At 68.7% G+C, this 25,649-nt stretch carries 17 protein-coding genes and 3 pseudogenes; 14 read left to right on the top strand and 6 right to left on the bottom strand.

From position 1 onward, the window contains the following. Positions 1-173: 173 nt before the first annotated feature. The gene (locus BW737_RS01295) at positions 174-3,272 is read left to right on the top strand and encodes a LamG domain-containing protein (RefSeq protein ID WP_338063825.1); all 3,099 of its coding nucleotides are present in this window, start codon (positions 174-176) and stop codon (positions 3,270-3,272) included. 120 nt (positions 3,273-3,392) lie between these two features. Here BW737_RS01295 and BW737_RS01290 read toward each other — a convergent pair whose 3' ends face one another. Together BW737_RS01290 and BW737_RS01285 are read right to left on the bottom strand one after the other, a co-directional pair. Next, positions 3,393-4,601, bottom strand: a complete 1,209-nt coding sequence (locus BW737_RS01290) for a hypothetical protein (protein ID WP_086614888.1) — start codon at positions 4,599-4,601, stop codon at positions 3,393-3,395. A 111-nt stretch (positions 4,602-4,712) separates the two neighbouring features. Continuing rightward, on the bottom strand, positions 4,713-5,105 hold the full coding sequence (locus BW737_RS01285) for a YveK family protein (protein WP_086614887.1): 393 nt from the start codon (positions 5,103-5,105) through the stop codon (positions 4,713-4,715). Between the two features lie 514 nt (positions 5,106-5,619). Here BW737_RS01285 and BW737_RS15860 point away from each other — a divergent pair. From BW737_RS15860 to pth, 13 genes and pseudogenes are all read left to right on the top strand, one after another. Next, positions 5,620-5,796 carry a hypothetical protein gene (locus BW737_RS15860; protein WP_180271978.1) on the top strand — a complete coding sequence of 59 codons (177 nt, stop codon included), beginning with the start codon at positions 5,620-5,622 and terminating at the stop codon, positions 5,794-5,796. Positions 5,797-5,804: 8 nt separating this feature from the next. Next, positions 5,805-6,707 (top strand): polysaccharide pyruvyl transferase family protein, encoded by a 903-nt coding sequence (locus BW737_RS01280; protein WP_180271977.1) that lies wholly within the window; start codon positions 5,805-5,807, stop codon positions 6,705-6,707. Between the two features lie 59 nt (positions 6,708-6,766). After that, positions 6,767-8,224, top strand: coding sequence for a lipopolysaccharide biosynthesis protein (locus BW737_RS01275; RefSeq protein ID WP_180271976.1), 1,458 nt, complete (start codon positions 6,767-6,769; stop codon positions 8,222-8,224). Between the two features lie 27 nt (positions 8,225-8,251). Beyond that, on the top strand, positions 8,252-9,532 hold the full coding sequence (locus BW737_RS01270; protein WP_086614884.1) for a Coenzyme F420 hydrogenase/dehydrogenase, beta subunit C-terminal domain: 1,281 nt from the start codon (positions 8,252-8,254) through the stop codon (positions 9,530-9,532). A gap of 43 nt (positions 9,533-9,575) precedes the next feature. Continuing rightward, positions 9,576-13,336, top strand: a pseudogene (mfd, locus tag BW737_RS01265) (transcription-repair coupling factor). 188 nt (positions 13,337-13,524) lie between these two features. Continuing rightward, positions 13,525-14,079 carry a hypothetical protein gene (locus tag BW737_RS01260; RefSeq protein WP_086614883.1) on the top strand — a complete coding sequence of 185 codons (555 nt, stop codon included), beginning with the start codon at positions 13,525-13,527 and terminating at the stop codon, positions 14,077-14,079. Positions 14,080-14,310: 231 nt separating this feature from the next. Beyond that, entirely contained in the window at positions 14,311-15,597 is a 1,287-nt protein-coding gene (eno, locus tag BW737_RS01255) for a phosphopyruvate hydratase (RefSeq protein ID WP_086614882.1), read from the top strand. Between the two features lie 480 nt (positions 15,598-16,077). Beyond that, positions 16,078-16,533 (top strand): annotated as a pseudogene (locus tag BW737_RS19280) (FtsB family cell division protein); the annotation flags it as partial. Between the two features lie 231 nt (positions 16,534-16,764). Beyond that, positions 16,765-17,271 carry a DUF501 domain-containing protein gene (locus BW737_RS16495; RefSeq protein ID WP_257210340.1) on the top strand — a complete coding sequence of 169 codons (507 nt, stop codon included), beginning with the start codon at positions 16,765-16,767 and terminating at the stop codon, positions 17,269-17,271. A 65-nt stretch (positions 17,272-17,336) separates the two neighbouring features. Next, positions 17,337-18,391, top strand: a pseudogene (locus BW737_RS01245) (Ppx/GppA phosphatase family protein). 148 nt (positions 18,392-18,539) lie between these two features. Next, entirely contained in the window at positions 18,540-19,409 is an 870-nt protein-coding gene (locus BW737_RS01240) for a type I 3-dehydroquinate dehydratase (protein WP_180271974.1), read from the top strand. A 324-nt stretch (positions 19,410-19,733) separates the two neighbouring features. After that, positions 19,734-20,345, top strand: coding sequence for a 50S ribosomal protein L25/general stress protein Ctc (locus BW737_RS01235; protein WP_086614879.1), 612 nt, complete (start codon positions 19,734-19,736; stop codon positions 20,343-20,345). Between the two features lie 25 nt (positions 20,346-20,370). Then, complete coding sequence (gene pth, locus BW737_RS01230; protein WP_086614878.1) at positions 20,371-20,967, top strand: aminoacyl-tRNA hydrolase; 597 nt, start codon at positions 20,371-20,373, stop codon at positions 20,965-20,967. Between the two features lie 53 nt (positions 20,968-21,020). On the opposite strand, the gene BW737_RS01225 is transcribed toward pth, so the two are convergent. The 4 genes from BW737_RS01225 to BW737_RS01210 form a co-directional block, all read right to left on the bottom strand. Next, a complete protein-coding gene (locus tag BW737_RS01225) occupies positions 21,021-21,770 on the bottom strand; it encodes a response regulator (protein ID WP_086614877.1) in 750 nt (249 codons plus the stop codon). Beyond that, positions 21,752-23,314, bottom strand: a complete 1,563-nt coding sequence (locus BW737_RS01220) for an ATP-binding protein (protein WP_086614876.1) — start codon at positions 23,312-23,314, stop codon at positions 21,752-21,754. The genes BW737_RS01225 and BW737_RS01220 overlap by 19 nt, the downstream gene beginning before the upstream one ends. 148 nt (positions 23,315-23,462) lie before the next feature. Further along, a complete protein-coding gene (locus BW737_RS01215; protein WP_086614875.1) occupies positions 23,463-24,395 on the bottom strand; it encodes an ABC transporter permease subunit in 933 nt (310 codons plus the stop codon). 86 nt (positions 24,396-24,481) lie between these two features. Then, entirely contained in the window at positions 24,482-25,423 is a 942-nt protein-coding gene (locus BW737_RS01210; protein ID WP_086614874.1) for an ABC transporter ATP-binding protein, read from the bottom strand. Positions 25,424-25,649: the final 226 nt, after the last annotated feature.

Here is a 25,649-nt window from a genome sequence, read left to right as displayed (position 1 = left end):
TTGGAGTCGAGAATATCTCGACGTATCGGTTGGGGCGCAGTCGGACGAGGTCGTGTTACGAAATGGTTCCGTACGGCGTTTCATATGCCCATACTTCATCTTCGACGGGACCCGGCGGGATGCCTTGCCGAGACTTGCCAGCCCGTCTCTCCCCACCCAACTCTGGAGGTTGTGTGAAACACGTCGGTCTGCTTCGCCGTGCCTTGGCGCTGCTAGTCACATCTTCGCTAGTGGTCTTGCCGGTAATGGCCTCAACGTCGGCTCAGGCCGCGGAGGGTGATGCGGCGGAAGTGCTGTCGGACACCGTCTCTGCCGATGCGCTCCCGACCCCGCAGGTCGTCAACGGGGTCGTACGCGATCAGGTTGTCGTCGGCAACACCGTGTACGTCGTAGGCGAGTTCACCACCGTCCAACCGGCGGGCTCCGACTCCACAGTCACCCGGGCGAACGCTCTCGCCTATGACATCACCACCGGGGATCTGCTCGACTGGGCTCCGCAGACCAACGGAGCGATTCAATCGATCGCGGCTATGCCCGACGGCTCCCGCCTCTTCATCGGCGGGGCCTTCTCTCAGGTGAATGGTGAGACCGTGTGGAGGGTCGCGGCGATAGATCCCGTCACGGCCGAGCGCAAGCCCCTCACGGCGGCGGCGAACGCCAAGGTGTTCGCCGTGGAGGTGTCATCCGACGGCTCGACGCTGTACATCGGCGGGGCCTTTACCCAGGTGAACAACCAGGAGCGGCTGCGCTTCGCCGCCGTGGATCTGACGACCAAGAAGCTTCTGGACCTTAAGGCGGACATCCCCGACTTCAGCGTGCGTACGATCGCCGCTGAGCCGAACGGCACCGGAGTGGCCATCGGAGGCTCGTTCACCTCGGTCAACGGCTCCACCAGCCCCGGTTACGGCATGGCCATCCTGGAGCAGGACGGCAGTGTGCGCCAGAACAACCTCACCTCCGTGGTCAAGTCCGGCAATACCTATGGCGGCATCATGGATCTGAAGGCGGACGAGCAGGGGCTGTACGGCGCCGCCTACACCCAGAACCGTTCACACGGGAACTTGGAGGGCGTGTTCCGCGCCGACTGGACAACCGGAGATGTGGCGTACATCGCCGACTGCCATGGAGACTCATACAGCGTGTTCCCCAGCGGTGACGTCGTCTATGCGGCGAACCACGCGCATGACTGCTCAAATATTGGCGGTTTCCCCGACAACACCAAGAACTACCATTACGCGCTTGCCTATGCCAACCATGCGACGGGCGTCGTCGGTACCAACACGGCCTCCGGCTACTACAACTTCGCCGGACAGCCGGCCACCACGAACCTCAACTGGTACCCCGACTTCACCCCCGGCACCTACACGGGGCTCGGGCAGGCAACATGGTCGGTTGACGGGAACAATGACTACATTGTCTACGGAGGTGAGTTCACCGCCGTTAACGGGGAGTCCCAGCAAGGACTGACCCGCTTTGCGCGACGTGACCTCGCTCCCAATGAGCAGGGACCCGTGAACAAGGGCGGCAGCTACAAGCTGTCGGCGAGCAGCCCGGCTGCCGGCATGGTCAGTCTCAGCTTCTCCGCCAACTGGGACCGCGATGACAAGACACTCTCCTACGCCGTCTACCGCGACAGCCTGGACAGCGAGCCGATCTCCGTGCAGGACGTGACGGCGGGCTTCTGGGAGCTGCCTACGCTGGCCGCGGCCGATACCGTCGACCCGGGATCAACCCACCAGTATGTTGTTGTGGTCACTGACCCTTGGGGGGCGTCGACCCGTTCCGACTGGGTCACCGTCACCGCCGGTGAGGGGCAGGGAATGGCCGACTACGGCAAACAAGTGATCGGTGACGGAGCGGTCAACTACTGGCCGCTTGACGACGCCTCAGGGGCTAACACGGCCGCTGACGTCTTGGGCGGCAAGAATATGACTTACCGCGGATCCAGCTATACCACTGGAGCGCAGAGCTTCCTCACCCAGGGAGCATCGGTCACTTTCTCGCCCAGCAGCGGCAACGGGAACTGGTGGAACTGGTGGAACCGGAACCGGGGGCAGAGTTCGTCCTGGGCGGCGCAGACCTCCGCATCGACAGCCCCGGCTGCATTCACCGTCGAGGCCTGGTTCCGCACTAGTAGCACTAGTGGCGGGGAGATCGTCGGATTCTCCTCCCGCAGCGACGCCGAGAGCGGCAACAAGGATCGCATGCTCTACCTGAGCAACAACGGGACCGTCACCTACATGCTGTACCCGGGCTCCACCAAGGTGATCTCCTCCGCGGCGGGATATAACGACAATGCCTGGCACCACGTCGTCGCCACCACTGATCCAACGACTGGCTCCGTACTTTATCTAGATGGCGAGGCTGTGGCATCGGATGCTGCGATGACCTCGGGCCAGTCCTACACCGGGTACTGGCGTATTGGTGGCGACACCAACTCGGGGCTGCCCAATGCGGGCTCGAGCGGTTACTTGGCCGGGTCGATCGATGAGGTCGCCGTTTACGGGAAGGCACTGAGCGCCCAGCAGGTGGCCGCCCACCACACCCTCGGGACGACCGGTGAGCTGCCGAACCAGGATCCCGCAGAGCAGACCGATCCCGACGGCGGGCAGGACGCAGCGGGCGCGTTGGCGGATGGCGTGCTCATCTCCGACTCGTTCACGCGTGAGACCGGCAGGGGCTGGGGCACCACGGATTCCGGGGCCGTCTGGACTGCCAACTACGGTGTGAGCCGTATGTCGGTGGACGGATCAGCCGGCCTGATGACAATGACCGGTGCGGGCACGGCGAACTCGGTATCATCGCCGGTCGTTGATTCGACATCCACCGACTCCACTGTTGATATCGTTCTCGACCAGATGCCCACCGGGGCTGCGGCTTATGTGACCTATGTGGCCCGCGCCAACTCCGCCGGACGCTACCAGGTGCAATTCGACATCGCTCCAACGGGCGGCGTGCTGATGACGCTCTCCAAGAAGATCGGTGCGACACAGACCACGCTCGGCACCGCTCGTGTCACAGGAACCTACAGTGCAGGTCAGGCCCTTCATGTGCGGTTCGTTGCGGACGGGGCAGAATCCACGGATCTGCGGACCAAGGCCTGGATCGGTGAGGTCGAGGAGCCCCAGGACTGGGGAATCGAGGTCACCGACGAGGACGCTGCGCTGGCTGACCCAGGGTCGGTTGGAATCATCACTTTCACCTCGGGGAAGGCTGACTCATCCGAGCTCACGCTGCGCGTGGACAACCTGCTGGTAAAGAAGGTCGCATAGTCGTCCGCTCAGTTCCGGCCACGGGCCCTGTATTCGGCCACATGCTCTAACATGCGTGCATGGTACGGGGCCCGTGATCTGTACGGGCGTCGGTCGCTGGCGGTGCCTGGAGTGCCCGAGTTACCGGACCTGCGTGGATGTTCGGTACTGAGCCGTCTGCTCGGCTACTGACGGCAGGCAAACCGCGGCGGCGATAGCCAACTCCATATAAGGGACGATGGTGCTGAGCGGCCCGAACAGGCAGTTCCAAACCACCACGATGACAGTGAAGACCACCCAGCCTCGGGAGCGCACCGTGGCCAGCGTGCGGCCCAACGCCGCGAAGGACAACGCGATGACGAGCAGTCCGAGGGTGAGTCCGGGCAATGAGAGCGCCGCCCAAAGGTCGCCCAGCCCGGAGTGCAGCTCGAACTGTCCGCCTCCCAGCATGTAGTGCAGGACGTAATTGTTGTCCGGGGTGTGGCCGAGCGCTTGCATGCCATCCATGGCCACACGGGTGTCGCTGTAGCGAGGTGCTACTCCGGCGCCATAGCCCCAGGGGCGGTGCTGGAACAGCGCAAGCGTGGCGCCCATCTCCGGGCGTGCAGCGGTGAGGATGTTTGAGCTGGCCGACTGAGCCGCAGTACGCGCCTGCGCGGCATCTCCAAGGTAACCAGACGATGAGGCGGCCATTACGACACCAACAGCGAGCAAACCCAATGCGACCAGAAGGGACGTCTGTGCCCTGAAGGCGGTTCTCGGCGCCGGCCGTATGCCTGCTCCTGAGGCAATTGCCTGACAGATGACAATTGCGGCCGTGACCAGGAGGAAGCCGATAGCAGATCGGGCATCATTGAGTAGATATATCCCGGCCAGTACCACAGCTGCGAGCACCTCGGCCGTGCGGCTTCTCCGATGCGCCAGTGCCAGCAGGAGCACACTGGTCGGCAGGCCGTAGGCGAACTTCCAGGGGTTGTCGAGTGAGAGTGCACGTATAGAAGCGTCGATGAGCAGGCCGGTGGTGAAGCAGGCTGCGGCGAGATCCAGACCCAGGTGTTGCGTCGCCCAGATGATGACAGCGGCTCCAGAGGGGATCGCGGCTGCTGCGAGCAGCACGGACATGGCGCTACTCGGAACGATGGTGAACTCGCCTGCGGCCGCCAGAGACAGGACCAGCCCCGCGGCAATCGCCGTCAGCGAGCACAGCATGAGTAGGCCGATCACCCGCGAATGCCGTGATGCCCTCCAGGTCAGTGGCAGAAGCGCTATCGCGACGACGTCGCCCGGGTTGATGCCGAACGCCAGGCTCGTTCGCCAGGACACGGCGGCCACCACGGCGGCTGCGAGCACCTTCCTCCAAGTGGGATTCAGAGCGGCTTGCATCTTGCGGAAATCGTCGAGCGCCGGGGGCGCGGCGGGCGTATCGCTGTCACAAGATCAGAAGCGTAGACCGCAGAACGATCATTCGTGTCCCGCTTGCTCAGCAGCGGTCTCATTCGTGGTTCGCCGAACCTCTTCGAGGCGAAGTGCCGCCAGGAGCCCCGACCAGGCTCCCGCGATCAGGCCAATGGCCCCGCTGCGCGACTTGGAGGGGGAGACGAGTTGCGCCACAGGAGACGGGTCGACCTCCGACAGGGAGAGGAACCCGTTGGCGGAGTCCATGGTGAAGCCGACTGACGAGGTGCGTTCGGCCAGCGCAGCAGTCGCGGCTTCGGCGAGATCCTGGGCCTGCTCCGGCGAGGAACTCGTCGCCCGTACAACGACCAGCAGGGTGTCGGTCGGGTTGGAGACGGTGATGTGCGCTGCGACCTCCTCAGCAGGGATACCAGTTTCCGCGGCAACAGAATCGAGCATTGAGCTTGAGGTGCTGATCTCGGCCAGGTGGGTGCGACGGTGCCGATAATGGAAGCGGTGCTCGTGATGTCGCTATGTCCATCAGGAGAAGACACGGTCAGGACGTTGGTGGCCGTAGAGCGGTAGACGGGAGCAGTCACAGTCGCGCTCAGCACTCCGAGCACGGCCGCTGCCACGGACAAGATACAGATCAGGCGCCAGTGCCTGCCTACTGCACGGATGATGTGGTCTGGGGTCACCGGCATGCCTTCGGTCGGCGCAGGATCCTGCTGCCGGATGCGGCAGCGATGACGGACTTGTTCATTCGCCTGGCACATTACCGGTCGCGGCCATTGAGTCGTAGCGATCCCCGGATGTGTGTGTAACATCACTGACGGTCTGGTCGGTGTTTGAGTTCTCATGTGTTGGCCGCAACGCCATTGTCCTGCCTCTTCGGGGTAGCCTGGTACCGGCCCTCCAGCGATAACGGTTTGCGCTTGCGGCCCCTAGCTCTTTACCGACTGTGAAGGAACCGATGCGCATCCTGATCCTCTGGGCCTCGCTCGACCAGCCCAACCTGGGTGTCAGGGCTCTCGCCGTCGGAACCCGGGCGGTCGCCGCACAGGTGTACCCGGACGCGGAGATCCAGATCCAGGGTACTGTCGCGGTGACGCCCCCATGTCCCTGTTCACCAGCCGTAGAGGGCTGTTGAAGGAACGCGTGACTGGCGCGCACGGCCTGTTCGACTGGCTCGCATCCTTCGACCTGGTGCTGGACACCCGCTCCGGGGACTCCTTCGCCGACATCTATGGGCTGGACCGGATGCGCGACATGTCCCGCTTCCCTGAACTCCTGCACCATCTGGGTGTCCCCCTGGTGCTCACCCCCCAGACCATCGGCCCTTTCAACACTCGGCGCGGCACCCGCCTGGCCCGCCGCGCCCTGCAGCATGCGCGGCTGGTGGCCAGCCGGGACGCCAGCTCGGCCGCCTGCGCGGCGCAGCTGGGACGGCCCGTGGACGTGGAGTCCACCGACGTGGTCTTCGCCATCGATCACTCACCGGTGCCCAAGACTCGCGACGTGATTCTCAACGTCTCCGGTCTGCTGTGGGACGGCAACCCCCACGTTGACGCCGCCCGCTACCGCTACGACGTGCTTGAGGTCGCTCGACGCCTGCAGGCGGAGGGCCGCACCATCACCCTGCTGGCGCACGTCGTCGGTCCCGATGACTCGGCGGGAGACAACGACCGCTACCCGCTGGCAGACCTGCAACGCGAGCTCGGGGACGTGGAAGTGATCGTGCCCAGGGGAGCGGATGCGCTGGGCCAGGTGCGTGAGGCGGTCGGCTCGGCCCGAGTGGTGCTGGGCTCGCGCATGCACGCCTGCCTCAACGCCCTGTCCATGGGTACCCCCGCCATCCCGCTGGCCTACTCGCGCAAGTTCGCGCCACTGCTAGCAGGACTCGGCTGGGACCACGTCGTCGACCTGCATGGCGACGACGTCGTGAGCCGCGCTCTGGAGGCGGTTGCATCCCCCCGGTTGCAGGAGGATGTGGTCGAGGTGCGGCGCCGCGCCGACCAGGACCTCGCCCGCTTCTGCGATGCTTTGGGAGAGTTGCTGTGAGTGGTGCCGAGGCGGAACGTACAGACTCCTCGTCGCCGCCCCACCCGCGACTGCAAGGCGTGGAGGGAAGCGGCCTCGGCAAACGCGCCGCCAAGGCGGCTGGGCAGACGGTATGGACCCAGGGCCTGCGCATTCTGCTCCAGCTCGGCAACGTCGTGGTGCTTGCGCGCCTGCTCGACGACCGCGCCTACGGCGTGGTCGGCATGGTTACCGCTGTGGTCGGAGTGGCCACCATCTTCCAGGACTTCGGCCTGTCCACCGCCGCAATCCAGGGACGCACGCTGAGCCACGGACAGCGCTCGAACCTGTGGTGGTTGAACACCATCGCAGGTCTGGTGCTGACTGGTATCGGTGCGGCCATTTCCCCGCTGCTGGCGACTTTCTACCACGAGCCCGCCGTCGCCGGGGTATGCGCTGCTATAGCCCCCACCTTCCTTATGGCAGGCATGGTCAACCAGTACCGGGCGGACCTGAACCGCCGACTACTGGTGGGACGGGTGCTGACTGTTGATCTGATCGCCGCGGCCCTGGCCCTCGCGTTGGGAGCTCTCACCGCAGCCTGGGGCTGGAGCTACTGGGCGCTAGTGGTGCAGCGAATCGTCACGGCACTCGTCCCCTTCATCGCTTTGCCGCTTATCGCGGGTTGGCTGCCGCGGTGGTACGACCGATACGAGCCAATGCGTGCCCTGCTCGGCTTCGGCGTGCAGATGGCGGGTACCCAGATGGTCTCCTACCTCGCCTCCAACCTGGACTCGATTCTCATGGGCCGGCTTTTCGGCGCCGGCACCCTGGGGCTGTACAACCGCGCCGTACAGACACTGCGCACCCCGCTGAACCAGTTCCGCCCCCAGGTCACCACGCTCGGACTCTCCGTGGTCGCCAAACTTCAGGACGACGACGAGCGCACCCTGGCCTACCTGCGCCGGGGGCAACTGGGACTGGGGTACCCGGTGTTCCTGTCCATGGGCATTGTGGTTGCCGCTGCCCCGGCGGTGGTCTCCGTGGTGCTCGGCGATCACTGGCTCAGGGTGGTCCCCTACATGCGGCTGGTGGCGGTCGGGGAGGGGCTCACCACACTGTCGATGGTCGGGGGCTGGATCTACACCTCACGCGCGCTCGGGCGCGCATACCTGCGCTACACGATGCTCTCCGCCGTGGTGCGCATGGCCGCCATCATCATTGGGGCGCATTTCGGGGCCCTCGGCGTCGCCTACGCCTACGTGGCCAGCCCGCTGATCCTGTGGCCCGTCTCCCTGCTGTGGGCCGGGCGCGCCTCCGGACTCAACACCGTGCCGCTGGTGTGGAACGGGCTGCGGATTCTCGCCATGTCCGGCGCCGCTACGCTCGCCGCGTGGGGTTTGTGCGCACTGGTATCCGGCCTGCCCGCATTCATCGTCTGCCTGGTAGCCGTCGTCGGCATGAGCCTGGCCATGGCGCTGCTGTGGCTGGTGCTGCCCAGCGTCCGCGTGGACATGTACGAACTGGGCCGGATGACGCGCATGATGGTCAAGCGCTGACAGTTCCTACTCGACTCGGAAGAGAAGATGACCAGAAGCATCTTGCGCCCAGTGAACGTGGCCACCGAGATCAATCGTGTGGTTGACTCGCTCAACTGTTCGGGATGCGGCCTGTGCGCCCAGTTCGAGGGCGTCACTATGCAGCTGCGAGGCGGATTCATGCGTCCCATCGTGGATTCCGAAGCCTGCGCCCGTACGGACTCAGACGAGCTACGCCACTTCCACGCATCCTGCCCGGGCATCCGCATTCAGGCGCAGCGACCTGCGGGAGCTCGCTGGGATCCGGACTTCGGCCCTGTGCTGGGAGCCTGGGAGGCCTATGCCACCGACGAGACCATTCGGCACGAGGGCAGCTCCGGCGGTGTGCTCACTGCCATTGCCGGCTGGCTGCTCGAATCTGGGCGGGCTTGTCGCGTCGTCGGCGCGCGCAAGGACCAAGACGATCCCTCCCGCACCCGGACTCAGACCGTCGAAGCGACGCACGAGGTTCTTTCCCTCGCCGGCAGCCGGTACGCGCCCGCCGCTAATGCCGCTGCGCCGGAGGCGGCAAGCAACGGGACGGCATTTGTCGGCAAGCCCTGCGAGGCTCAGGCCGTCCGTCGGCTGAGTCAGGAACGCGGGCAACGCCCGATCATCCTGAGCTTCTTCTGCGCGGGCACCCCCGACCAGCGGGCCACCTACAGGCTTCTGGACGAGCTCTTCAAAGAGACGGAGGCTGACCGAAGCCGACCCCTGTGCGATATGCGCTACCGCGGGCACGGCTGGCCCGGTGAATTCACCGCGGTCGCCGCCGACGGCACCACGGTGAGCACCTCCTACTCCGAGTCCTGGGGCCGGGCCCTGGGGCCGACCGTGCAGTGGCGCTGTCGGCTGTGTCCCGACGGTGTCGGGGAGTACTCCGACGTCACCGCCTCCGACTTCTGGCGGGCAACCCCGGACGGCTACCCGGACTTCACGGAGGGAGCGGGTATCAGCGCCCTGTTAGCGCGTACCCCGCAGGGGTTGGAGATCATCCGGGACGCGGCGGATGCGGGTGTGATTGCGGTGACCCCACTCGATTTGGATGATCTGCGTTCGGTCCAGCCCTATCAGCACGAGCGCAGGGACTACCTGGTATCCCGCCGAGCGGCGGCCCGACTCATGGGACTGCGCCCTCCGCAGATGACCGGATTCGGGCTCAGGAGGCGGGCGCTGCGCCGTCCCCGGGACTCCTGGCGGCAACTGCGCGGCTCGGTGAGCAGGCTGCGCCGTAAGTTCGCCGTCGACTGGCCCTGGAACAGGCTTATGGCGGGAAGAGGACGGGACTGACGCGGGCGGCTTCCCCGCTGCGCGCATACCGCCGCGTCACCGCATGCCTTGGCCTCGTACACTCCCCACCGTGCGTCTGACTGCTCTTCTACCCCCGCTGCTGACCGACCCCGCCATCGACGCCCTGGTGACGGCGGCCGGCAGCCGCTCGCGCACCGACCGCAGCGTCGTCGTCGCCCCCGGCGCCCGGCCGGCCGTGCTAGCGGCCATGGCCCTGGGAGAGACCGGCGTAGCCCGCGCCACCGGCGCCGCCCCGGGAACGCCTCGGCCTCGTCTTTCGCGCCCCGGGAGCCGAAGCGCCCGGAGACGGCACGCCCCTGCTGGTGGTCACCGCCACCGGGCGGGAGGCCGACGAGCTCGCCGCCGCCCTGCGCTGCTACCTGCCCGACCCCGACGTCGCCGTCTTCCCCGCCTGGGAGACCCTCCCGCACGAGCGGCTCTCCCCGCGTGCCGATACCGTTGCCACCCGGCTGGCCGTGCTGCGGCGCCTGGCCCACCCCGAGGACGGCGACCCGGACGGCCCCGACGCCGCGCCGGACCCGTGGCGCGGACCCATCCGCGTGCTGATCATGCCCGTGCGCGCCCTGCTGGCCCCGGTGGTGGACGGCTTGGGGGAGCTGGAGCCGATCCACCTGGCCGCAGGGATGCGCGCCGACCTGGAGCAGCTGGCCACGCGCCTGGCGGAGGCCGCCTACACCCGGGTGGACATGGTCACCGCCCGTGGCGAGTTCGCCGTGCGCGGCGGCATCCTCGACGTCTTTCCGCCCACCCAGCCGCGGCCGGTGCGCGTGGACTTCTTCGGTGACGAGATCGAGTCCGTCTCCTCCTTCGCCGTAACCGACCAGCGCACCATCGCCGACCTCGGCGCCGTCACCGCCACCGCCTGCCGGGAGCTGCTGCTCACCGCCCCGGTGCGCGAGCGCGCCCGCACCCTAGTGGACGTGATTCCCGCCGCCGCCGACATGCTGGAGAAGCTGGCCGCCGGCATCCCGGTGGAGGGCATGGAGTCCCTGGCCCCCGTCCTGACCGAACGCATGGTGCCGCTGCTGGACCTGGTGGGGGAGCGGCTGGTAGTGCTCTCAGAACCGGAGAAGGTGCGCAAGCGCGCCGAGGACCTGGCGGCCACCACCGAGGAGTTCCTCGCCGCCGCCTGGACCTCGGCCGCCTCCGGCGGCACCGCCCCGATTGACCTTTCCGCCGCCGCCTTCGCCCACCTGGCCGAGGCGCGCGCCCTTGCCCTGTCCACGAACCGCGGCTGGTGGTCCTTCACCTCCCTGAAGGCCTCCCCGGAGACCGCAGAACTGCCCCTGCGCGACCCCGAGAGCTACCGGGGCCGCCTGGAGGCGGCCGTGAAGGACATCGGCGAGCTGACCCGGGGCGGGTGGAGCGTCGTCGTCGCCACCGAGGGCCCCGGACCCGGGCGCCGCATGGCCCAGCTGCTGGCCGACGGCGGCGTGCCCGCCCGCATCGTCACCGGCCTGGACGACACCGAATCCCTGTCCTACCGGGAGCCCGACGCGTCGTGCGCGTCACCCAGGCCTCCGCCGGGCACGGCTTCGTCGCCGAGGGACTGCGCCTGGCCCTGGTGGCCGAGTCCGACCTGACCGGCCGGGCTCCCGCCGCCGCCCGCTCCGCCAAGACCCTGCCCGCACGCCGCACCCGCAAGAGCGTGGACCCGCTGTCCCTGCACCCCGGTGACCTGGTGGTACACGCCCAGCACGGCGTCGGCCGCTTCGTGGAACTGCTGCGCCGCGACGTCGGCTCCGGGCGGGGCGCGGGCAAGGAGCGGGCCACCCGCGAGTACGTCGTCATCGAGTACGCCCCCTCCAAGCGCGGCCAGCCCGGTGACCGGCTGCTGGTGCCCACCGACGCCCTGGACCAGGTCACCAAGTACGTCGCTCCGACAACCCCGCCCTGAACCGCATGGGCGGTGCCGACTGGGCCAAGACCAAGCAGCGCGCCCGCAAGGCGGTGCGGGAGATCGCCGGGGAGCTGGTGCGCCTGTACGCCGCCCGCTCGGCCACCACCGGGCATGCCTTCAGCCCCGACACCCCCTGGCAGGCCGAGCTGGAGGAGGCCTTCCCCTACACCGAGACCCCCGACCAGCTGGCCACCATCGACGACGTCAAGGCCGACATGGAGAAGACCCAGCCCATGGACCGGCTCATCTGCGGCGATGTCGGCTACGGCAAGACCGAGATCGCCGTGCGCGCCGCCTTCAAGGCCGTTCAGGACGGCAAGCAGGTGGCGGTGCTGGTGCCCACCACCCTGCTGGTCTCCCAACACGCCGAGACCTTCACCGAGCGCTACGCGGGCTTCCCCGTCAACGTCGCTCAGCTCTCCCGCTTCCAGAGCGCCGCCGAATCCGAGCGGGTGCTGGCCGGCCTGGCCGACGGGACCATCGACGTCGTCATCGGCACCCACCGGCTGATCACCGGGCAGGTTCGCTTCAAGGACCTGGGGCTGGTGATCATCGACGAGGAGCAGCGCTTCGGGGTGGAGCACAAGGAGACCCTCAAGGCGCTGCGCACCGACGTGGACGTGCTGTCAATGTCCGCCACCCCCATCCCGCGCACCCTGGAGATGGCGGTGACCGGCCTGCGGGAGATGTCCACGCTTTCCACCCCGCCGGAGGACCGCCACCCCATCCTCACCTACGTGGGCGCCTACGAGACCAAGCAGGTCAGTGCCGCCATTCGCCGCGAGCTGCTGCGCGACGGGCAGGTGTTCTTCGTGCACAACCGGGTGGAGGACATCGAGTCTGTGGCCGCCCGGCTGGCGGAACTGGTGCCGGAGGCGCGCGTGGCCACCGCCCACGGGCAGATGCACGAGTCCCGGCTGGAGAAGGTCATCGACGACTTCTGGCACAAGGAGATCGACGTCCTGGTGTGCACCACCATTGTGGAGACCGGTCTGGACGTGTCCAACGCCAACACCCTGATCGTCGACCGGGCCGACCGCATGGGCCTGTCCCAGCTGCACCAGCTGCGCGGGCGGGTGGGGCGCGGCCGGGAGCGCGCCTACGCCTACTTCCTGTACCCGGCGGACAAGCCGCTCACGGAGACGGCGCTGGAGCGGCTGCGCACCATCGCCACCAACACCGACCTGGGCGCCGGCATGCAGGTGGCCATGAAGGACCTCGAGATCCGCGGCGCCGGCAACCTGCTGGGCGGCGAGCAGTCCGGGCACATCGCCGGGGTGGGCTTCGACCTGTACGTGCGCATGGTCTCCGAGGCGGTGGCCGCCTACAAGAAGGCCCTCCAGGTCGGAGGCTCGGGCGCGGAGGAGACCGAGGAGGAGGACGTGGAGTTGCGGGTGGACCTGCCCGTGGACGCCACCATCCCCGAGGAATACGTGCCCCACGAGCGGCTGCGCCTGGAGGCCTATACCAAGTTCGCCGCCGCCCGCAGTCAGGCGGATGTGGACGATGTGCTAGACGAGCTCACCGACCGCTACGGGCCAGTGCCCGAGCCGGTGCGCCGCCTGGCGGCCCTGGCGCGGCTGCGGTCGCTAGCTGCCCAGCTCGGTGTGCGTGAGATCGTCGCCCAGGGCAAGTCGATCCGCTTCGCACCGGTGGACCTGCCCGACTCGGCGCGCATGAAGGTCACCCGCCTGTACCCGGGCACGGTGCTCAAGCCCGCCACCCGCACCATCGTGGTCCCGGCCCCAGGCACCGCCCGCATGGGCGGAGGAGCCATCGAGGGGGAGGAGCTACTGCGCTGGGCGGAGGTGCTGCTGCACGCCGTCGTCGCCGGGGAGACCGAGTGGGAGACCGAGGCGACCAAGTACCGCCGTCGTCGCTGAGACCGGCACTAATAACGCACCGAGACCGGCACCAATGACCTGCCAGGCTGCCGGAGCGCGCTGGCGTAGGGTGATGAACTGTCGTGCGCAGCCGTCCGGGAGCCGACCAGGTCCTCATGGTGCCCGCCTCGGAGCCCGGCTGCTGCGCCTGAAGCCCTTATCGACGTCGACCCCGCAAGGAGCAGACCATGACTCGACCCACCACAAGCCTCACCCGGCGTGCCCGCGTACTGGGAGCTGGCGCGGCCCTGCTGCTCGGTGTTGGTGCCCTCGCCGGCTGCTCCGCTCACCCGGGGCAGGCCGCCGTCGTGAACTACACCGACGCCGACGGCGTCCCGCAGACCTTCACGATCTCCGAACAGGAGGCGCAGGAGGTTGCCGAAGAACTCAGCGAGTACTCCCTGGCCAGCGGTGGGGAAGAAGTCTCCAGCGCCTTCGTTGTAACCGCACTCTCGGACATGCCGGCGGTTGAACAGCTGGCCGCCGAATTCGATATCGAGGTCTCAGACGCGGATGCTCTGGCCGCATTGCAGGCGCAGAGGGACATCGACTACTCGCCAGCCGCCGTTGACGTTTTTCGCTACGTGCTGATCGCCAACGAGGTCTACGCGCTGGACAACCCGGAAGCGGCCAGCGCCCGGTACCAGGAACTGGTGAGCGCCATGAGCATCAAGTATTCGCCGCGCTACCAGAGCGCCGACGCCTGGCTGCTGCAGGATGACACTCAGGTGCAGCTGGGCTGACAGCGACGGCGTGTATGGGTGGGTCGTGCGCCTCTGACCGGGGTGGGTGCGGCGCGCGGCTGTGGCGGTGGCGTCGGCCGGAACCGCCCATGTGCCGGGTGCACGATCTCGCCGGACGTGAACAACTGCGGAAGTGACGGGGTCAATGCGCTCGTGGTGAGGGCCGAGGGCCGCTAGGCTGGGTCCGCATGTGCCTGTCCCAGGCAACACAACTTCAGCAAGGAGCATCAAGTGGCCCTCATCGAGAACGTTCACGCGCGCGAGATCCTCGACTCCCGCGGCAACCCGACCCTCGAGGTCGAGATCCTCCTGGAGGACGGCTCCTCCGCCCGCGCAGCCGTCCCCTCCGGCGCCTCCACCGGAGCCTTCGAGGCCGTCGAGCTCCGCGATGGTGACAAGGCTCGTTACCTCGGCAAGGGCGTCGAGAAGGCGGTCGCCAACGTCAACGACACCATCGCCCCCGAGATCATCGGCTACGACGCCGCCGACCAGCGCGGCCTCGACCGCCTCATGATCGAGCTGGACGGCACCCCCAACAAGGGCAAGCTGGGCGCGAACGCCATCCTGGGCGTGTCCCTCGCCGCCGCGGCCGCCTCCGCCGACTCCGCCGGCCTCGACCTGTACCAGTACCTCGGTGGTCCGAACGCCCACACCCTGCCCGTTCCCATGATGAACATCATGAACGGCGGCTCCCACGCCGACTCCAACGTGGACATTCAGGAGTTCATGATCGCCCCGATCGGCGCCCCCACCTTCCGTGAGGCGCTGCGCATGGGCGCGGAGGTCTACCATTCGCTCAAGGCCGTCGTGAAGGGCCGGGGCCTGTCCACCGGTCTGGGCGACGAGGGTGGTTTCGCCCCGAACCTCGACTCCAACCGTGAGGCGCTCGAGCTGATCGTTGAGGCCATCGAGAAGGCCGGTTACACGCCCGGCAAGGACGTGGCCCTGGCCATGGACGTCGCCTCCACCGAGTTCTTCGACGCCGAGACCAAGACCTACCAGTTCGAGGGCGAGGCCCGCGACAACGACTTCATGGTCGCCTACTACGAGAAGCTCATCACCGACTTCCCGATCGTCTCCATCGAGGACCCGCTGAGCGAGGACGAGTGGGACGACTGGAAGGCCCTGACAGACAAGATCGGTGACCGCGTCCAGCTGGTCGGCGACGACTTCTTCGTCACCAACCCCGAGCGTCTGGCCAAGGGTATTGAGCTCGGTGCCGCCAACGCCCTGCTGGTCAAGGTCAACCAGATCGGTTCGCTGACCGAGACGCTGGAGGCCGTGGAGATGGCACACCGCGCCGGCTACAAGACCATGACCTCGCACCGCTCCGGTGAGACCGAGGACGTCACCATCGCCGACCTGGCGGTGGCCACCAACTCCGGCCAGATCAAGACCGGTGCCCCGGCCCGTGGCGAGCGCATCAACAAGTACAACCAGCTGCTGCGCATCGAGGAGGCCCTGGGCGAGGACGCCGTCTATGCCGGCACCAGCGCCTTCCCCCGCTTCAAGGCCTGAGCCGAAGCGGTAGCGGAGGCTCGGGGCGGGCACGGCGCCCAATAGGGCCTGAGCCGAAGCGGTAGCGGAGGCTCGGGGCGGGCACGGCGCCCAATAGGGCCTGAGCCGAAGCCCGCTGTCCCGGTTTCGTCCCGGGGTATGCACGCGGTGATCGTGTGCATACCCCGGGACTGCGCTATTTGGACCCCTTACGTCGGTTTGGACCCCTTACGTCGGTTTGGACCCCTTACGTCGGTTTGGACCGCCTGCGCGGCACTCTACGGTGGTCCAAACAGGGGATGGCGGTCCAAACAGGGGATGGCGGTCCGAATGGATATGAGCGGTTCGGCGCCGTCCCGGCCGAGGCGTCGGGCCGTTTCCGGCGAACCCGCTGCCCGGCTCACGGTGTCGGGGTCGTCTTCGGCATGCGCACCGCTTCGTGGCCGACGCACCGGCGTCGCACGCTCGCCATGCGCACGCCTGTGAGGCAGGATCGGTTCCATGACGCCGCGCCGACCTGTACCAGCACGCCCAGGCGCCCGTAGACCTCATTCCGGCCCCTCCCGTGACGCCCGCGCCAGCGCCGGCAAACACGCCGACAGGCCCGATACCGCCCGCGCCGCTGTTGCAGATGCCGGCCATAACGGCGCCTCCGCCTCCGCGGACGACGATTCGGAAAACCTGGCTCCCCGCATGGGCGGCGCTGAAGGCCTGTCCCTGCCCATGCGCCTACTCATCCTCGCCGGCGTGGTGGCGCTGGCATTCGTCGTGGTCTTCCCCTCGCTGCGTGGCTACCTAACCCAGCGTGCCCAGTACGACGCCGTGTTAGAGCAGATCGACGAGGCCCGCTCCACCTCCACGGCCCTGGAGGAGGAATTGGCCCGCTGGGACGACGACGAGTACGTCAAAGCCCAGGCTCGCGAACGCCTGTCCTACGTCATGCCCGGTGAGACTACGTACGTCGTGGTCGGGGCCGACGAATTCGAGGATGAGGATGGGTCCGACACCGCCTCGGCCGACGTCGAGGAGCGAAAGCCCTGGTATGAGGAGCTGCGCGAGTCGGCGCGTGTGGCCGGACAAGTCGAACGGGAACAGGCCGACGACCCGCCCGCCGGGCTGGTCCACCCCCTCCCCGCAGTCCACCGCGACGCCGCAGTCGGCCACGCCGTCGACCGACGCCAACACCGAATCAGGAGACCAGCAGTGACCGTTAGCGAAGCCGACCTGGAGATCCTGCGCGCGCAACTGGGGCGTGTGCCGCGCGGCGTGGTCGACATTGCAGCGCGCTGCGTGTGCGGCCGGCCCACGGTCGTGCGCACCGCGCCCCGCCTGCCCGACGGCTCGCCCTTCCCCACCATGTACTACCTGACCCACCCGGCGGCGGTACGCGGCTGCTCCACCCTGGAGGCGGAGCACCTGATGGAGGACTTCAACCGGCGCCTGGCCGCTGAGCCCGAGCTGGCTGCGGCATACGCAGCCGCCCACACCGACTACCTGATGCGGCGCGCCGAACTGGGCAGCCCCGAGGAGATCGCCGGAGTATCGGCCGGTGGTATGCCCACTCGGGTCAAGTGCCTGCACGCCCTGCTGGCACACACACTCGCCGTCGGCCGCGGCATCAACCCGATCGGTGACCTGACCCTGGACGCGCTGCGCGATCGCGGCCTGTGGGACCCCGAACGTTGCGCCTGCTGAGCGCCCACCACCGCCGTAGAGTTGCCGCTGAAGCCGCCGGTACACCCATCCGAGGGGAGTCACACATGACCCGTGTCGCCGCCGTTGATTGCGGCACCAACACCATCCGGCTGCTGGTCGCCGACGCTGCCCGGGACGAGCGCACCGGCCGCGCCCGCCTGCACCCCCTGCACCGTTCGAGCACCATCGTCCGCCTGGGACAGGGCGTGGACCGCACCGGGCGCCTCGATCCCGATGCGCTGGCCCGCACCCTGGCGGTGGTCCGCGAGTACGCCGACACCTGTGACAACCTGGAGGTGCCGCTGAACGCCGAGCACGTGCGCTTCGTCGCCACCTCCGCGACCCGCGACGCCGAGAACCGCGACGAGTTCGTCGGCGGCGTGCTTGCGGTGCTGGGTATCGCCCCCGAGGTCGTCTCCGGCGAGGAGGAGGCCCGCCTGTCCTTTGCCGGTTCCCTGCTCGGGGCCGACGACGGCGCGCCGTCGGCCGAGGCGGACAACACCGATCGGGCCGGGCAGGCGCCTGTCGAGCAGGGGTCCGGGTATCCGCGGGGGCCGCGTCTGGTTGTCGATCTGGGCGGCGGCTCCACCGAGCTGGTCCTGGGCGTGGATGCCCCACAGGCCGCCTGCTCGCTGAACACCGGTTCGGTGCGCATAACCGAGCGCTATCTCGCCGACGGCGTCACCCCCGCCGCGGAGGAGGCGGCCCGTGCGGAGGTGCGTGCCCTGCTGGACCGGGCCGCCGACGCCGTCGATCTGGCGCCGCCACCCGGCTGGTCGGGCTTGCCGGCACCATCAGCACCGTCACCGCGCACGCTCTCGGCCTGGATTCCTTCGACCGCGACGCCATTGATGGCGCCGAGCTGAGCATCGAGCGCGTGCTGGCATCCTGCGACGCCATCGTGCACTCCACTGCCGCGCAGCGCGAGTCCTGGGGGTACCTGCTGCCGGGTCGCCGCGACGTCATCGCCGCCGGGGCACTGGTGTGGAGCGAGGTGGTGTCCCGGGTCGCCACCGACACGGCCGCCGCCGGGCACCCGCTGACCGCTACCGTCACCAGCCTGTCAGACATCCTGGATGGCATCGCCATCTCGCTCATCCCCGTGAGGGCACAGGCGTGAACACCGACGGCGCACAGGAGCGGGGGCTTGCGGCCGAGGACGGCCCAACGGGCGCACCCGGAGCTCGTCGCCGGCAGCTGTCCCCACGGGTCAGGCAATACTCCGGGAGGTCCGAGACCTGCGCGCCCGCCTGGAGGGGAGCGGGATTGTGGTGCCGGGGTCGCCGGTGTGCCCGCGGCCGGTCACCTGGCAGCAGCTGACGCTGGGCGGGCCGGTGCCCGCGGTCGCCGTCGCCATCACCGGGGACACTGTCGCCGCCTGCGCCGACCAGGCCCGGGCCGCCCGCCGGGCCGGCGCAGATCTGATTGAGCTGCGCGCCGACTTGCTGGCCGTGCCGGCGGATACGACCCCTGCGTCAGGCCCAGAGGATACGCCGGCCGCCATTACCAAGCCGGTGCGGTGGGCGCCGCAGGAGCTGGCGGGACTGTGGCTGGCGGCCGTACGGGCGGTAGCGGCGGAGCTTCACGGTTCGGGCGTGCCGGTGCTGCTGACCGTACGCACCGCCGCGGAGGGCGGCGGGCTCGACACCGACGACGTCACCTACCGGGCCGCGCTCGCGGACGTGATCGAGCGGCTCGGCCGGGAACGCGGTGCCGCCGCGGCGGTTGATGTCGAACTGGCCCGCGGCGACCTGCCGCGGCTGGTGCGGCTGGCGCGCCGGGCGGGGCTCGACGTGGTTGCCTCCAGCCACGACTTCATGGCCACCCCGGACGACGTCGAAATGCTGCGCCGTCTACACGCCATGCAGGACGCGGGTGCCGCCGTCGCCAAGATCGCCGTCACTCCGGCGGGGCCGGCGGATGTGGAACGGCTTGCGGGCGCGGCGGCGCGCGCCCGTGGGGAGCTGGACATCCCGGTGGTGGCCATCGCCATGGGGCAGGCCGGCACCGTGACCCGGCTGGCGGGCGGGGTGTTCGGCTCGGCGCTGACCTTTGCGACCGCGGGATCGGCGGCCTCAGCCCCCGGTCAATTGCCCCTGGCCCAGGTGCGCGCGGCCCTGGCCGTGCTTCACCCCTGACGTCCTTTTTCTCGCAGGCCGGTCTGCGGCTGTCGAGCATAATCGCGATTGTTTCGGCACGTCATTAGTGCCGGTCTCGGTGTGTAACAAGTGCCGCTCTCGGTGCGGGGATGCGGGTGTCGCGGACAGGCACGGTGGGCAGGGTCACCGTCGGCTACGTCGTCGGGAAGCGCCGTCATCGCGTAGAGTGGCGGCATTGCCCCGGCGAGGGATGCGTACAGCATCCGTGATCGACGTGGTGGTGCCGGAAGGTGCTGCGCGTCGTCGCGCCCGCCGGACCACCGAACCGCGGGGCACGTTCCCCGCCACAATCAAGGAGAACGCATGCCCGCCAACGCCATCAAGCTTGACGCCACCGACCGCACCGAGTTCGGCAAGGGCTCCGCCCGCCGCGCCCGCCACGCCGGCCAGGTCCCCGCCGTCGTCTACGGCCACGGCACCGAGCCCCGCCACCTGCTGCTGGACGAGCACGCCGCCCGCCTGGCCCTGCGCGGCAACGAGAACGCCCTGATCGAGCTGAACGTCGACGGCGAGTCCCTGCTGGCTCTCGCCAAGGACGTCCAGCGCCACCCCATCCGCCCGGGCGTGCAGCACATCGACTTCCTGCTGGTCAACCGCAACGAGAAGGTCGAGGTCGAGGTTCCCGTCGTCGTGACCGGCGAGCCCGAGCCCGGCACCATCCACATCATTGAGCTGGCCCACGTGCTCGTCTCCGCCCCAGCCATCGCCATCCCGGAGTCCATCGACGTCGACCTCACTGGTGTTGCCGCCGGCACCGCCATCCGCGTGTCCGACCTGACTCTGCCCGACGGCGTGGAGGCGATCACCGAGGCCGACACCGACGTCGTCAATGTCACTCAGCAGGCCGTCGAGGTCGCCGAGGAGGAGGCCCCGGCCGAGGGCGCCGAGGGCGCGGCGCCCGCCGAGGCCGAGTGACGCTCGTCGTCCCAGTCACGCGCTTATGAACTCTCCTTGGCTCGTCGTCGGGCTGGGGAACCCCGGGACCCGGTACGCCCACAACCGCCACAACGTCGGACAAATGGTCATCGATGTGCTGGCCGGGCGCGCCGGGTCCCGCCTTTCCAGCCACAAAACCCGCACCCGGGTCGCCGATGTACGTCTGGGCGTCCTGCCCGGTGGCGCTCCCGGGCCACGTGTCATTCTCGCCTGCACCACCTCCTACATGAACGAGTCCGGCGGTCCGGTCCAGGCACTGGCGCGCTTCTACGACGTCGACCCCTCCACTCGGCTACTGGTCATTCATGATGACCTCGACCTGCCCGCGCATGTTCTGCGCCTCAAGCGCGGCGGTGGCGAAGGTGGGCACAACGGCCTGCGTTCCATCTCCCAGGCTCTCGGCACCCGCGACTACGCGCGGCTGCGCGTCGGTGTGGGGCGGCCGCCCGGGCGGCAGGACCCCGCCGACTTCGTGCTCAGCGACTTCCCCGGGCGGGAGCAGGCGGAACTGGCTGTCACCCTCGAGCAGGCGGCCGACGTGGTCGAGCAGGTGGTGGCGGACGGGTTCGTGGCCGCCCAGCAGCGGTTGCACTCCGCCTGAGTCGCCCGCCGCCGCGCCATGGCTACCGACCTCGGAGTGCGGCGGTGCCGGTTTCAGCGCATGAGGCCGGTCTCGTAGGCGACCACCACCGCCTGCACCCGGTCGCGCACGTCCAGCTTGGCCAGTACGTTGCCGACGTGCGTCTTGACCGTCGTCGCCGAGACGACTAGGCGGTCGGCGATCTCGGAGTTGCTCAGCCCCTGTGCCATCAGCATCAGGATCTCGCGCTCGCGCGGTGTAAGTGCGGCGATGCGCGGATCCTCTGGTGACTGCGAGCCGCCGTTCTCGGGCAGATGCGAGGCGAACATCTCCAGCATGCGCCGGGTGATGCGCGGGCTGACCACGGCCTCACCGCTGGCGACCGTGCGGATCGCCTCGGCCAACTCGCCCGGGCGGGTGTCCTTGAGCAGGAAGCCGCTGGCCCCGGCACGCAAGCCCGCGAAGGCGTACTCGTCCAGGTCGAAGGTGGTCAGGATGAGAATCTTGGTGTCTGGGCACTGCTGGGTGATGGCCGCGGTCGCGTCGATGCCGTTCATACCGGGCATACGCACGTCCATGAGGATCACGTCGGGCTTCAGGGCGCGTGCCTGCGCCAGGGCGGTGGCGCCGTCGGAAGCCTCCCCGACGATCTCGATGTCCTCGGCCGGGTCGAGCACCATGCGGAAGCCCATGCGCATGAGCGCCTGGTCGTCGGCCAGCACCACCGTAATGGGCCGCCCGCGGCCGGCGGCCGCCTGCCCGGGTGGCACCGCTCCGGTGTCTTCGATCGGGTCGGCTGCGTCGTTCACTGCGGCATCTGCCACGGCGCTGTCCCTTCGTCGTTGTCTTCCAGGCTCTCATCCCAGTGCAGTACGGCCCGCACGCGCCAGCCGGTCGCGGTCGGTCCTGCCTGCACGGTGCCACCATAGACTGCGGCCCGCTCGCGCATGCCGATCAGCCCCTTGCCGGAGCCGTGCAGCGGCGTTGAACCCGGGGCGGCGTCGTTGTCGATGGTGAGTACGGCGGTGCCGGCGTGCCGGTCGACGGTGACGGCGACCGCCCGGGTCGTGGGTGCGTAGCGCAGCACGTTGGTCAGCGCCTCCTGGGCGATGCGGAACAGCGTGAGCTGCAGCCCCTTATCCGCGGGCAGCCTGTGGCCGGTCCACCGGTAGGTGACGGGTACGCCCGCGGTGCGGAAGCGCTCGACGAGCACCTCCAGGTCGGCCTGTTCGGGGGCGGGGGCGAGTGGCGTCTGACCGCTGGAGGCGTCGGCGTTTGTGTCGGTGGCCTGCCGGCGCAGGTCGGCGATCTGCTGGCTGGGCTCGACCGGGGCGACGGTTCCGGGCGGGGCGAACTCGGGGACCGGCAGCTCACGCACGGTGGCGCCCTCCGGGGCAGTCGGCGCGGGTGGTCCGCCGACGGCGCGCTCGCGGACGGCAGTGGATGCGCCCGCCGTCTCTGTGGGTGCAGTCCGGGTTGCTGGGGCGGGACGGATGTCGGCATCGGCTGGGGCAGCGGGGGAGGAGGCGGGGTCCTCGCGCAGTACCCCCACCAGCCGACGCGTGTCGGCCAGGGCGGAACGTCCGGTCTCCGCCAGCGTGGTCAATGCCTCCTTGGCCATGGCGGGGTTGCGGTCGACGGCGGCGGCGGCGCCGTCGGCCAGGGTGATCATGACGGCGAGGGAGTGGGCGACGACGTCGTGCATTTCACGGGCGATGCGGGAGCGCTCATTGGCGGCCGCCAGTGCCGTCTCCTGCTCGCGGGCCAGCATCAGACGTGCCGACCGCGCCTCGGCCTCGCGCAGTTGGGTCGCCTGGATGCGGATGACGGTGCCGACGAGTACACCGATGATGTTGATCAGCCCGTAGGGCATCAGCAGGCCGCTGAGGGTGTCGACCGCATAGCCGCCGAGCAGGGCCTGGCCGATCACTGTGGTGAGCGTGGAGACCGCGCATGCGACCCACACCCAGGCGGCCCGGTGGTGCAGGGCCAGAGTGGCCAGGGTGAAGGGGACACCCAGGATAGTGAAGGCACGCAGCGCATCGGCCACGTAGCCGATCTCGGCGACGCCCATGTCGTCGAAGCCCCTGGTGATTACTGCTTCGTGCAGGATGGGCAGGAAGGTGAGTACCACCCATGTGACGACCAGGTGACGGCGGCGGAAAACGAGGGAGAGCGTGCACACCAGGCATGCGCCCAGCGTGAGTGGCAGCCAGGAGTGCACCGAGGGGATGCCGGCCTGACGCAGCGGCCACAACCCCATGAAGAGGTCGAGAACCAGTACCACTGCTGCCATGGCGGCGTCGGCCAGGTAGGGGTGGGCGGATTGCCAGCGCAGTAGGTGAGCGGCGGTCGACGGCGTACTCATCGCGTGGCTCCCCTCTGCTTCACAGGGCCAATTGTGCCCCGCGGCGGACTGTTGATCGATGTGGACGGGCGTGGGGTGGGAGGAGGAAAGCGCCGCGGTGGTGATGTCGGCCGGAATCGGCTCGGCATCACCACCGGGGCGGGCGCGCTCAGGCGTCGCGCCGGGCGAAGACCAGCCATCCGAGCGCCAGCGGCACAATCGCCCAGGCCCCGAAGACGAGGGCGGCCTGCCACTGCTGCATGAAGTAGATGGAGTCGGCCACGCCCCAGGTCACCATGTGGTGGAACGGATCGTAGACCGCAACCGCCGTCTGCAGCGGCTCAAAGCCCTGCAATCTGGCGGCCCAATCCCACTTCATGGCCATCAGTGAGATTGGCAGGTCGATGACGAACATCAGCGTCATTGCCAGGGTGATGGCCCCCGCCGTCGAGCGCAGCAGGAAGCCGAGTCCCAGGGCCATGAGCGCGATCCCGGTGAAGGACAGGCCCGTGCCCCACACGAAGCCCAGGTACTCGGGGTCGGCCAGTGAGCCGGCGTGGCCGTCCATGAAGGGCGCCGACACCGCCCAGGTCAGCAGCGTGGATACGGAGCCGATGAGGAAGCTCAGCACCCCGACCACGAGGGCCTTGGCGACCAGCAGCCGCCCCCGGTGGGGAACGGCCGCCAGCGAGGAGCGGATCTGTCCAGAGGAGTACTCGCCGGTAATGACCAGTGCCCCCAGCACCGCCACCACGATCTGGCCGAACTGGTTGCCGGAGATGATGGCGTCGGCGGCCCGGTCGGCGAATTCGGGGCTGCTGGCGTAGCCGATGGCGATGCCGGCGCCCAGCAGCACGGTGATGCCAATGGCGATGATCGAGGTGATCCAGGTGGAGCGTAGGGAACGGACCTTGATCCATTCGGCGCGTACGGCGCGGCCGAAGGTTTGCTGGCCGCCGTCGGCATTGCCGACGTGACGGGGCGAGTCGCCTCCGGAACGGGTGTGGGTGGTGGCAGGAGACTGTTCCCGGCTGCCTGGAGCGGCAGCGGAGTCGGTGGAGATGGCGGGGCCGGTGGTCTCGGAAAGGGTGGTGGTGGACATGAGACTGCTTTCGTGTGTCTGAAGACTTGTGGGCTGCTCGGGTCGGTCCGCTGGGCGTCCGCGGGTGGGGGCGGCGAACTCGGCGCTCAGGAGTGGGCGGCGACCGGGGCTGACGCCGACTCGGACGCGCCGGTGGCGTACTCGACGTCGTTGCCGGTCAGCTCCAGGTAGGCCTCCTCCAGGGAGGCGCGCTGGGTGGCCAGCTCATGCAGGACGATGCCGTGCGCGGCGGCGATCTCCCCGACCCGGGCGGCGGGCGCCATCGTGGTGGTCAGCACGCCGGGCTCGGGGACACTGGTGTCAATGCCGGCGGTGTTCAGGGCGGCGGCCAGGTCGGTGGCCTGCGGGGAGGCGACACGAACGACGTCGTTGGTGGCGGAGGCGATTACCTCGTCCACCGGGCCGGAGGTGAGGATGCGGCCGCGTCCGATTACCAGCAGGTGGTCGGCGGTCTGGGACATCTCGCTCATGAGGTGGGAGGAGATGAAGACGGTGCGCCCCTGGTCGGCCAGGTGACGGCAGGTGTCACGCACCCATTTGACGCCCTCGGGGTCCAGGCCGTTGACGGGCTCGTCGAAGATGAGCACCTGGGGGTCGCCCAGCAGGGCGGCGGCGATGCCCAGGCGCTGGCCCATGCCCAGGCTGAAGCCCTTGACGCGCTTCTTGGCCACAGGGGTGAGCCCGGTCAGTTCCAGCACCTCGTCCACGCGACGCGTGGGGATGCCGTTGGAGACTGCCAGCTGGGTCAGGTGGGCGCGGGCGCTGCGGGAGCCGTGCAGGCCCTTGGCGTCCAGGAGGGCGCCGACCTGGCACAGCGGCGCGGACAGGTCCCGGTAGGCGTGGCCGTTGACCTTGACGCTGCCGGCGGAGGGCTTGTCCAGCCCCATGATCAGGCGCATGGTGGTGGACTTGCCGGCGCCGTTGGGGCCGAGGAAGCCGGTCACGGTGCCGGGCTCAACCGTGAAGGAGATGTGGTCGACGGCGGTCTTGGAGCCGTAGCGCTTGGTGAGATCGACAGCTTCGATCAACGGGATCAACTCTTTCGGATGCTTGCGAATGCGCGGCGGCTGCGGTCGGGGATACCGACCTGCGCCCGAACAATTCCAGGCTAGGAATCGTGCGGTAGGCGTTCATCGGCCCGCTTGGGGAATCCGAGAGCCGGGGGAGTGGGCTTGGCGGAGGAAAAGGGTCCTCCTGGAGGAGGAGTCCGCGTGCTCGGCCCAGGTTCCGCTTACGGGTGGCGTCAATACACAG

The sequence above is a fragment of the Actinomyces ruminis genome, from assembly GCF_002154335.2.
Taxonomy (GTDB): Bacteria; Actinomycetota; Actinomycetes; order Actinomycetales; family Actinomycetaceae; genus Actinomyces; species Actinomyces ruminis.
Note: the sequence above shows the minus strand (reverse complement) of the source record. Positions and strands in the feature narration are given on the sequence as shown.